General features: G+C 69.9%; 9 protein-coding genes. 6 read left to right on the plus strand and 3 right to left on the minus strand.

The features are described from left to right. Positions 1-420 (plus strand): ferritin (locus VFN12_RS12705; protein WP_325119070.1); only part of this gene is annotated, 420 nt, incomplete at its 5' end. Between the two features lie 27 nt (positions 421-447). Here the strand turns inward: VFN12_RS12705 and VFN12_RS12710 are convergent. Both VFN12_RS12710 and VFN12_RS12715 read right to left on the minus strand, forming a co-directional pair. Beyond that, entirely contained in the window at positions 448-1005 is a 558-nt protein-coding gene (locus VFN12_RS12710; RefSeq protein ID WP_325119072.1) for a hypothetical protein, read from the minus strand. Further along, positions 992-2833 (minus strand): right-handed parallel beta-helix repeat-containing protein, encoded by a 1842-nt coding sequence (locus VFN12_RS12715; RefSeq protein WP_325119073.1) that lies wholly within the window; start codon positions 2831-2833, stop codon positions 992-994. Before VFN12_RS12715 ends, VFN12_RS12710 begins: the two co-directional genes overlap by 14 nt. 88 nt (positions 2834-2921) lie before the next feature. On the opposite strand from VFN12_RS12715, the gene VFN12_RS12720 reads away from it, so the two are divergent. Continuing rightward, positions 2922-3842: an FAD-dependent oxidoreductase gene (locus VFN12_RS12720; RefSeq protein WP_325119074.1), complete on the plus strand. Its 921-nt coding sequence runs from the start codon at positions 2922-2924 to the stop codon at positions 3840-3842. A 122-nt stretch (positions 3843-3964) separates the two neighbouring features. Then, complete coding sequence (locus tag VFN12_RS12725; protein ID WP_325119076.1) at positions 3965-4885, plus strand: zinc metalloprotease; 921 nt, start codon at positions 3965-3967, stop codon at positions 4883-4885. 10 nt (positions 4886-4895) lie between these two features. Here the strand turns inward: VFN12_RS12725 and nucS are convergent, their stop codons facing one another. Further along, entirely contained in the window at positions 4896-5579 is a 684-nt protein-coding gene (nucS, locus tag VFN12_RS12730; protein ID WP_325119078.1) for an endonuclease NucS, read from the minus strand. A gap of 66 nt (positions 5580-5645) precedes the next feature. Here nucS and VFN12_RS12735 point away from each other — a divergent pair, with 66 nt between their 5' ends. From VFN12_RS12735 to VFN12_RS12745, 3 genes are all read left to right on the plus strand, one after another. Next, a complete protein-coding gene (locus VFN12_RS12735; protein ID WP_325119079.1) occupies positions 5646-7445 on the plus strand; it encodes a 3-hydroxybutyryl-CoA dehydrogenase in 1800 nt (599 codons plus the stop codon). A 313-nt stretch (positions 7446-7758) separates the two neighbouring features. Next, complete coding sequence (locus VFN12_RS12740) at positions 7759-8796, plus strand: hypothetical protein (RefSeq protein WP_325119080.1); 1038 nt, start codon at positions 7759-7761, stop codon at positions 8794-8796. Positions 8797-8957: 161 nt separating this feature from the next. Then, positions 8958-9146, plus strand: a complete 189-nt coding sequence (locus VFN12_RS12745) for a hypothetical protein (RefSeq protein ID WP_325119082.1) — start codon at positions 8958-8960, stop codon at positions 9144-9146. The last annotated feature ends 196 nt before the right edge of the window (positions 9147-9342 follow it).

Raw genomic sequence — 9342 nt, forward strand, 5'->3', positions numbered from 1 at the left:
ATGCCGCAGATGGCGGCGTTCTTCTACAGCCAGGCGCTCGAGGAACGGGCCCACGCGATGATGATGGTGCGCTACCTGCTCGACACCGACGCCGAGGTGATCATCCCCGGCGTCGAGGCGCCGACCCCCAAGTTCGGCGACGTGGTCGAGCCGGTGGCCCTGGCCCTCGACCACGAGCGGCAGGTGACCGATCAGATCAACACCCTGATCCGGATCGCCCGCGAGGAGGCCGACTTCGCCTCCGAGCAGTTCATGGCCTGGTTCATCAAGGAGCAGGTGGAGGAGGTCGCCACCATGAGCGACCTTCTCGCCGTCGTCACCCGCAACCGAGACGACATCGAAGACATCGAGGAGTACGTCGCTCGTGAGCAGAACGGCGCGGCCGACGACCCGACCGCGCCACGTGAGGCCGGCGCCTGAGGCGTCGCGACCCAGCCGGGCCCGGACTCAGCCCGGCGGCCGGGACGTGGCCGTCGACTCGGGACAGAACGCCTCGCGGGGCGAGCCGGTGTGGAGCTCCTCGGGCAGCGTGAGGACCACGTCGTCGTCGAACACGCCGGCCTGCTCGGTGCGCACGACCACCTCGGTCACGAACGAGCCGGCCCGGGCCGAAAGCGTCTCGCACCCACTCATCCCGAGATCGAGCGTCACCGTCGCCGTCTGCCCGGCGGCGAGGTCGATGTCCCTCGTCCCGTCCTGCGCGGAGAGCCGCTCGAGCTCGAACAGCCGGGGCCGGGGCTGGTCGGCGGCCAGCCCCAGGATGGTCAGCGGCAGCCGGCTGTCGTTGGTGACCTCGAAGGTGTAGCGCAGCGTCCCGTGGTCGGCGTACCGCACCTGTCTGATGGTCCGGTCCGCGATCTGGAAGACGCCGGTCGCCTCGGTGCCGGTGACCGAGGTCGGGCCCGATGTCCGGAGTGCGGGGGTGCTGCGTGCGACGGCGACACCCCCGGCCGCGACGAGGGCGACGACCAGGGCGAGCGCGACGAGGGCTCTACGCAGCACCACGCACCCGCCGCCTGCGGCCGAGCCCCGCGAAGAACAGCAGTCCGGTGAGCGCGACCAGCGGCGCCGCCAGCAGGTCGGAGCTCTGGTCGACGCTCGCACCGGCGGCGCCGGACTCGTCGGGCTTGGCCGGGTCGTCGAACCACTCGCACATGGGCGGGTGCCGGAACGTCGGGTCGCTGCGGTCGTACTGGCTGCAGGAGAGGAAGCCGGCGTCCTTCACGGGCGCACCGGGAGTGAACGCGGAACCGCCGTCGGCGCAGCTGGGCGGCGGCACGGTGAAGTTGTCGGTGCGCTCGCCGCGGGAGTAGGTGTTGTCCTCCCAGCAGTTGCCCTCGCCCTCGTCGTCCCACCAGTGGTCCAGGCCGTTGTGTGCGACCTCGCCGTTCGGCGCGATGCCCATGTGGTTGTCGGTGGTGTGGTTGTGGTGGGAGGTGTCGAACTGCTTGCTCGGGTCGTACTCGTCGCGCAGGACCGACGGCACCCAGAACTGCATCGTGCCGTAGCGCCAGTTGTCGTAGATCCAGTTGTGGTCGGTGGAGTTGAAGTTCCCGCCGGCGATCAGGACGCCGGTGCCGACGGGGGTCGGGACGACCGGGCAGACGGTGCCGTCCATGTAGCCGCGTTCCTCCATGGGCTTGTCGCACACGCCCGTGTCGACGTACTCGGTGTAGTAGTTCGAGTTGTTGGAGTAGATCCGGTTGTGGCTCCAGCGGGCATGGTCCTGGGGCAGGCCGGGGTGACCGGGGAAGAGTGAGTCGGTGGCGATCCCGGTGGCGTTGTCGAAGAAGTCGTTGTGGTGGGCCCAGATCGAGTTGCCGGCGGTGCCGGAGTAGCCCAGCGTGTTGTCGTGGCTCCGGTTGTGCCTGATCTCGATCGCGTAGCGGGTGACCTCGAGCTCCTCGTTGTCGGCGTTGAGGTCCGAGCCCGATCCGGGGTAGATGCCCGAGTCGCCGTTGTAGTAGGCGTTGGAGTGCTGGATCAGCCCGTGGTCGCTGGCGAAGGCGAGGATGCCGTACTCGTCGTTGCCACGCGCGGTGACCCGGTCCAGCAGGAAGCCGTCGGTCTCGAGGACGTACACGGCGTTGAACTCGGCCTGCTGGACGGTCAGGTTGCGCACCACGGCGCCGCCCATCCGGTCCAGGCGCAGCGCGTTGAGCTTGGAGAAGCGGTTGTCGATGGTCACGTCGGTCATCCGGTGACCGGTGCCGACGATCTGGGTGCCGCAGAACTTGCTGTCGCAGGAGATGTCGTCGTTGTGGGGCGTCTTGTCGCCGAAGGCGGCGATCAGGTTGAGGTTGTGGGCGCACCGTCGCTGGTCGGCGTACGACAGCGCGATCGGGTCGCTGGCGCCGTCGTCCTCGGCGGCGGCCGCGGTTCCGCGGTCGGGGGAGGAGAGGCTGCCGATGTACTCGGCCGCGGCCAGGGGGTCGTCGGACTCGGTCTCGAGGTGGGAGCAGTAGTGGCTGCGCTCCTGGTCCGCCCACTGCTGCTCGCGATACACGCCAGGGAGGACGTAGACCGAGGTGTCGCGACGCTCGATGGAGTTGATCGCGGTCTGGATCGACCCGAACTCGCATTGCGCGAGCATCCCCTCGCTGCGCTGCTTGGCCGCTCCGTCGGGCATCGCGGCGATCCGCTCGGCGCTGTCGGGCCGGCAGACCACGCGGCTGCGGGGGTTGTCGAACCCGGCGAACGAGGGCACCGTGCCGGTGCCGTCGGGGAAGTCGGCGGGGCGCTCCTCGTGGGCGGACGCGGGGCCGGCCAGGCCGACGGCGATCAGGCCTGGCACCACGGCCAGGGCGAGGGTGTGACGGGCGAGTCGAGACATCCGGGATCCTTTCCTCGCAGGCCCAACGACCCCGACGGGAGGCAAGTTACGCGCGAGTACGCCAGACTCGGGACATGGAGGGCCGTCCGTGAGGGTGATCGTGGTGGGCGCCGGGGTCGTCGGACTGACCTGTGCCGTGCGGCTGCTCGAGGGCGGGCACCGCGTCGACGTGGTGGCACGCGACCTGCCGCTGGAGACGACGTCGGCGGTCGCGGCCGCGCTCTGGTACCCGTACCGGGCGCTCCCGCGCGACAAGGTCACGGGCTGGTCCAGGACGTCGTACGCCGTCTTCGACGCACTGGCCGCCCCGCGCGACGTCGGGGGCGACCCGGAGTCGGGCGTGCGGATGGTGCTGGGGACCGAGGTGTTCACCACGGCCCAGGCCGATCCGTGGTGGGCCGCCGCGGTCGCGGGGCTGGACCGGGAGACGAGCCTGCCGCGCGGCTATGTCGACGGCTGGACCTTCGCGACGCCGGTGGTCGACATGCCGGTCTACCTCCCGTGGCTGGCGGGGCGGGTCGCGGAGCTGGGCGGCACGCTGACCAGGCTCAACCTCCGCGCCCTGCCCGAGGGGGCCGACGTGCTCGTCAACTGCTCCGGCCTCGGTGCCCGGCTGCTCGGGGCGGACCGCTCCGTGGTGCCGGTGCGAGGACAGGTGGTGTACGTCGAGCAGGTGGGACTCGACCGCTGGTGGCTCGACGGTGAGGGCCCGACCTACGTCGTCCCCCGGGGGCGCGACATCGTGGTCGGCGGAACCGACGAGGAGGGGGAGTGGAGCAGGACTCCCGACCCCGAGACCGCTCGGGAGATCCTGGACCGGGGAGCGCGGCTGGTTCCGGAGCTGCGGCGCGCCCGGGTGCTCAGGCACAAGGTGGGGCTGCGCCCGGTGCGACCCGCCGTACGCCTCGAGCGGGAGGGGGACGTCATCCACTGCTACGGCCACGGTGGCGCAGGAGTGACCCTGAGCTGGGGTGTGGCCGACGAGGTCGTCTCCCTCGCCGCTGGTTGAGGTCAGGTCGATGGCGCGACCACTGGCCTAGAACCATTGGTCAATGGCACGTACGACCTCGGCGTCGGTAACTTTCTGGCAGACCGCTGATCGGCGGGTTCCATCGAGCAAAGGCCTCGGCCATGCCTCTGTCGCACACCTTGCGCCGGGCCGCCGCTGTGGGTCTCTGCACCACGGCGCTGGCCTTCGTCGGCCTGCCTGCACCCGTCCAGGCCAGGGTCGCCGACGCCCGCCAGACGTGCCTCACCCCGCGGACGGACCAGACGACCGCTGCCGCCCGGGGTGGCCCGAGCGGCCTCGACCACCGCGGCATCTCGGCGGCCGAGCAGCGTTCGATCACCCATCGCACCCGCAGCCTCCTGGCGGCCAGGAGCGCGACGGGTGCCACCCTCGTCGAGGTGCCGGTCGGCAGAACCGTCCCGGTCTACGTCCACATCATGCGCAGCGCGACCGGGCGCGGCGACGTCACGAACGCGCAGGTCTACCGTCAGCTCGCGGTCCTCAACAGTGACTTCGCCGGGGCCGGGTTCTCCTTCGACCTGATCAGCACGCGCCGCTACACCAACTCCGCGTGGCACAAGGACCAGCAATCCACCCAGTACCGCTCCCTGACCCGCCAGGGCGGAGCGAGGGCCCTGAACATCTGGCTGGTGGACCTCCCGTGGTTCGGAGTCGCCACCTTCCCCTGGGACTACGCCAGGAAGGGCGCGGTCGACGGCATCCGCGTCGACTACGACTCCCTGCCCGGGGGGAGCATCATCCACTTCAACGAGGGGCGGACGGCCACCCACGAGACGGGCCACTGGCTCGGCCTCTTCCACACGTTCCAGGGCGGCTGCACCGCGCTCAACGACCAGGTCGACGACACCCCGGCCCAGGCCACCCCGACCAACGGGTGCCCCGTCGGCCGGGACTCGTGCCCGCTGCCCGGCGACGACCCGGTGCACAACTACATGGATTACAGCTGGGACAGCTGCTACACCCACTTCACCGCCGACCAGGCGGCCCGCATGAACCGGGCCTGGGTCGCCTACCGCTCCTGACCTCCGGGGCTCAGAACAGGCGATGTGAGGGGTCGTCGAGCCCGCGCAACGCGTCGTAGTCGACCACCGCGCAGGCGATGCCGCGGTCGGTGGCGAGCACCCTCGCCTGGGGCTTGATCTCCTGGGCGGCGAAGATGCCGCGGACGGCGCCTTTCCGAGTGAGCGCCGGGTCGCGGTTGAGCAGCTCGAGGTAGCGGGTGAGCTGCTCGACCCCGTCGATCTCGCCACGACGCTTGATCTCCACCGCCACGCTGGCCCCGGACGCGTCGCGGCACATCAGGTCGACCGGTCCGATGGCCGTGGGGTACTCCCGGCGCACCAGGCTGAGGCCCTCGGCCAGCGTCGCGGGGTGCTCGGCCAGGAGCTCCTGGAGGTGCTTCTCGACGCCGTCCTTCTGGAGGCCCGGGTCGACGCCGAGCTCGTGGGACGAGTCGTGGTGCACCTCGTCGATCAGGATCCTCAGGGTGTCGTCGGTCTTGCTGGACACGGTCCACTCGACCTGGCCCTCGTCGTTGGTGCCCTCCCGCAGCGTGCACGGCGGAGACATCCAGTTCAGCGGCTTGTAGGACCCGCCGTCGGAGTGGATCAGCACGGACCCGTCCGCCTTGATCATCAGCACTCGCGTGGCCATCGGCAGGTGGGCGCTCAGGCGACCGGCGTAGTCGACCTGGCACCGGGCAACGACGAGTCTCACGGGGCGGGAATCTACCTGCTCGGACACGTGGCGGAGCGGCCGCGGTCGCGTGTCATGATGCGCGGCATGACGAGCACTTCCGCAGAATCCCGCGAGTTCGGCACCATCGGCGTGATCGGTCTCGGCACCATGGGTGCCGGCATCGCCGAGGTCTTCGCCCGCAACGGCTACAGCGTGGTCGGCGTCGAGCTCAACGACGAGGCCGTCGAGCGGGGCCGCCAGCACCTCGAGCACTCGACGGGCCGGGCGGTGAAGCGGGAGAAGATGACCCCGGAGCGGCAGCAGGAGCTGCTCGGTCGGATCACGTTCACGACCTCGCTCAAGGACCTCGCCGAGGCGGACTTCGTGGTCGAGGCGGTCGTGGAGTCGCTCGAGGTGAAGAAGGACATCTTCCGCCAGCTCGACGACATCGTCGCGCCGGAGGCGATCCTGGCCACCAACACCTCCTCGCTGTCAGTCACCGAGATCTCGACCGCCAACAGCCGGCCAGGCCGGGTCGTCGGCGTCCACTTCTTCAACCCCGCGCCGGTCCAGAACCTCGTCGAGATCGTGCGCACGGTCGTCACCGAGCCGCAGGTCCTCCAGGACGTGCAGGCCCTGGTCGACGCGGTCGGCAAGAACCCCGTCGTCTGTGGCGACAAGGCGGGTTTCATCGCCAACACGCTGCTCTTCGGCTATCTCAACCACGCGGTCTCGATGTTCGAGGGTCGCTACGCCACGCGCGAGGACATCGACGCAGCGATGCGGTTCGGCTGCGGCTACCCGATGGGACCGCTGGCCCTGCTCGACCTGATCGGTCTCGACACGGCGTACGAGATCCTGGAGACGATGTACCGCCAGGGCCGCGACCGCCTGCACGCCCCGGCGCCCATCCTCAAGCAGATGGTCACCGCCGGCATGCTCGGACGCAAGACCGGCCGCGGCTTCTACACCTACGAGGGTCCCGACTCGCCGGTCGTCGTCGCCGACGACATGACGCCGTCGTCGGACGAGAAGCCGCAGCTGCGCCACGAGATCGCGCAGGTCGGCGTGGTCGGCACCGGCACCATGGCCACCGGCATCGTCGAGGTCTTCGCCAAGGCGGGGTACGACGTCCTCTACGTCGGTCGCTCCCAGGACAAGGTCGACGGGGTGCGAGCCACCATCGAGCGGTCGCTCGACAAGGCGATCCAGCGAGGGAAGCTCGAGGAGTCCGCCAAGGTGGAGGTGCTGAGCCGGTTGACCGGGTCCACCTCGCTCGACGACCTGGCGACGGTCGACATCGCCGTCGAGGCGATCGCCGAGGACCTCAACATCAAGACCACCCTGTTCGAGAACCTCGACGAGATCTGCAAGCCGGGGGCGATCCTGGCCACCACGACCTCGTCGCTGCCGATCATCGAGTGCGCGCGGGCCACCAAGCGTCCCCAGGACGTCATCGGCATGCACTTCTTCAACCCGGCGCCGATCATGAAGCTGGTCGAGGTGGTGTCGACCGTGGTCACCGCCGACGACGTCAGCGAGACCACCAGGGCGCTGTGCGGCAAGGTCGGCAAGGTGGCCGTCTCGTGCGGTGACCGGGCGGGCTTCATCGTCAACGCGCTGCTGTTCCCGTACCTCAACGACGCCGTGAAGATGCTGCAGGCGCACTACGCCACGGCCGACGACATCGACACCGCCATGAAGCAGGGATGCGCGCTGCCGATGGGGCCGTTCGAGCTGCTCGACGTCGTCGGCAACGACGTGTCGCTGGCGATCCAGCGCGAGCTCTACGAGGAGTTCCGCGAGCCCGGCTTCGCGCCCGCACCGCTGCTGGAGCACCTGGTCACCGCCGGCTACCTGGGCCGGAAGACCAAGCGTGGCTTCCGCGACTACAGCGCGCGCTGACCTGACCGGGTCGCCCAGACAGGACCGGGTGCCGACCGGTCCGTTGGAGTAACGTTGGGCGACCCCGTGTGGGGTCGTCACCCGCGGTGGCGAGGGTGGTCGAGCCGCGGGCCCGCTTCTCGGCAGGAACGGATCGCCGCTGCCGGTGACGAGAGCAGGCCCCCGACACACCTCCCGGACCGCTGGTCCACACGTTCGTCGCCCGTACGGCGGGACTCGGGAGCTTGTTCGGTGAAAAGCAAGCCGGATGGCGCCGGCGGTGTCACGATGAAGCTCCGTCGCCCACCTGCGGAACGCCAGTTCGGAGACACTCATGGAGCGCAGCCTCGCCCTCACCGCCGCCGGAGTGCTGGCCAGCGCCGGCGCCCTGGTCGCGATCGCCACGCCGGCCACCGGTGCGTTGGGCTCCGCTCACCCGCGGGGACCGGTCAGCCACGCGACCGGGGTCGACTCGCGTGCAGAGCAGAACTCCGTGCGAGCCTTCTGGACCAAGAGCCGCCTGAGGGCAGCGACGCCCCGCGGCCAGGAGCGGCCGGCGGCGAAGCCTGGCGGCGGCGGTTCCCCGGGGACGTCGTCGAGCGGCAACCTGGGCACCGCGTGGACCTCGGGCCGCGTGACGGTCGGCAAGGTGTTCTTCCAGATGGGCAGCTCCCTCTACGTCTGCTCCGGCAACGCTGTCGACGACGTCGATGACGGCGTGACCACCCCCAACCTGGTGGTGACCGCCGGCCACTGCGTCAACGACGGCGGTTCGGCCTTCGCCACGAACTTCATGTTCATCCCGCGGTACGACCCCGCCGCGCCGCGCACGTCCGGCCAGCCCGACGGGACCTTCACAGCCAGCCGGCTGACCACCACCTCCCAGTGGGTGGCCCAGGGCGCTGACAGGTACAACTACGACGTCGGCATGGCGCGGGTGGGCGTCAACGAGCACGGCGAGACGCTGGCGGCCGCGGTCGGCGACACCTCCGACATCGGCTACGTCAGCGGCGACCCGACCAGCACCGGCGGCGTCGACTACACGGTGAACGCCCACTCCTTCGGCTACCCCGCTGCGCGTCCCTACGACGGCACCAGGCTGATCTCCTGCTGGGGCGGCACCACCGGCGACACCGTGGGCGGCTCGACGGACTACCGGCTGCCGTGCAACATGACCGGCGGTTCCTCGGGCGGCCCCTGGCTGTTCGACAGCACCAGTGCCGTCGCTCCCCTGACCGAGAACGCCGACGTCGGCGACGTGCAGATCTCGGTCAACTCGTTCGGCTACCGCGGCGAGAAGAACGCGATGTACGGCCCGATCTTCGGCACCACCATCCAGAGCCTCTACGCGACGACCGCCGCCGGTAGCTGACCGGCAGACGCGGTTCGTCGAGCTGGACGAACGCGGCCGCCGCATTCATCCAGCACGCCGGGGCTCACCATCAGCGGCAGTTCCGGCGCTGCCCGGTCAGCGTGAGGTGCCACCGCGTTCGGACCCGGAGAAGCGGGCTGGTGCACTGCTAGGTTGCCGACATGCCAGATCTCGGTCAGGTGACGCCCTTTCTTTTCGTCGCCGTTCTCGTCGCACTCCTACTCGGCGGTCGCCAGCAGATTGCACAGGGGGCCGATGATCAGGTCGCGAACGGCGCGCTGCTCCTGTCCATGGGGACGATCTTCGGCGTCCTGCTCCTGTTTCTCTTCTCAGGCGCGATCGACCTCTAGAAACGCTGCGCCCACGCAGTGCGGCAGATCCGCACGGTCGCAGCGCACGCTGCGCCAGATCCGTGCGGTTTGGAGAGTCATCCGCGCCGCCTGTGGAAACGTACTGGCATGGCGTTGGTGATCCCTGGACTTGGCACCGTCACTCAGGACGGAGACTGGCTCGTGACGGAGCCGCGTGAGGTGCCGGCGCTCGGAG

This window comes from Nocardioides sp. (assembly GCF_035703625.1).
In the GTDB taxonomy this organism is placed as follows: Bacteria; Actinomycetota; Actinomycetes; order Propionibacteriales; family Nocardioidaceae; genus Nocardioides.

Bases quoted from the DNA above. Each gene is read 5' to 3' on its own strand.
- VFN12_RS12735 (WP_325119079.1), top strand. From the start codon at position 5,646: ATGACGAGCACTTCCGCAGAATCCCGCGAGTTCGGCACCATCGGCGTG.
- VFN12_RS12715 (WP_325119073.1), bottom strand. From the start codon at position 2,833: ATGTCTCGACTCGCCCGTCACACCCTCGCCCTGGCCGTGGTGCCAGGC.
- VFN12_RS12740 (WP_325119080.1), top strand. From the start codon at position 7,759: ATGGAGCGCAGCCTCGCCCTCACCGCCGCCGGAGTGCTGGCCAGCGCC.
- VFN12_RS12745 (WP_325119082.1), top strand. From the start codon at position 8,958: ATGCCAGATCTCGGTCAGGTGACGCCCTTTCTTTTCGTCGCCGTTCTC.
- VFN12_RS12725 (WP_325119076.1), top strand. From the start codon at position 3,965: ATGCCTCTGTCGCACACCTTGCGCCGGGCCGCCGCTGTGGGTCTCTGC.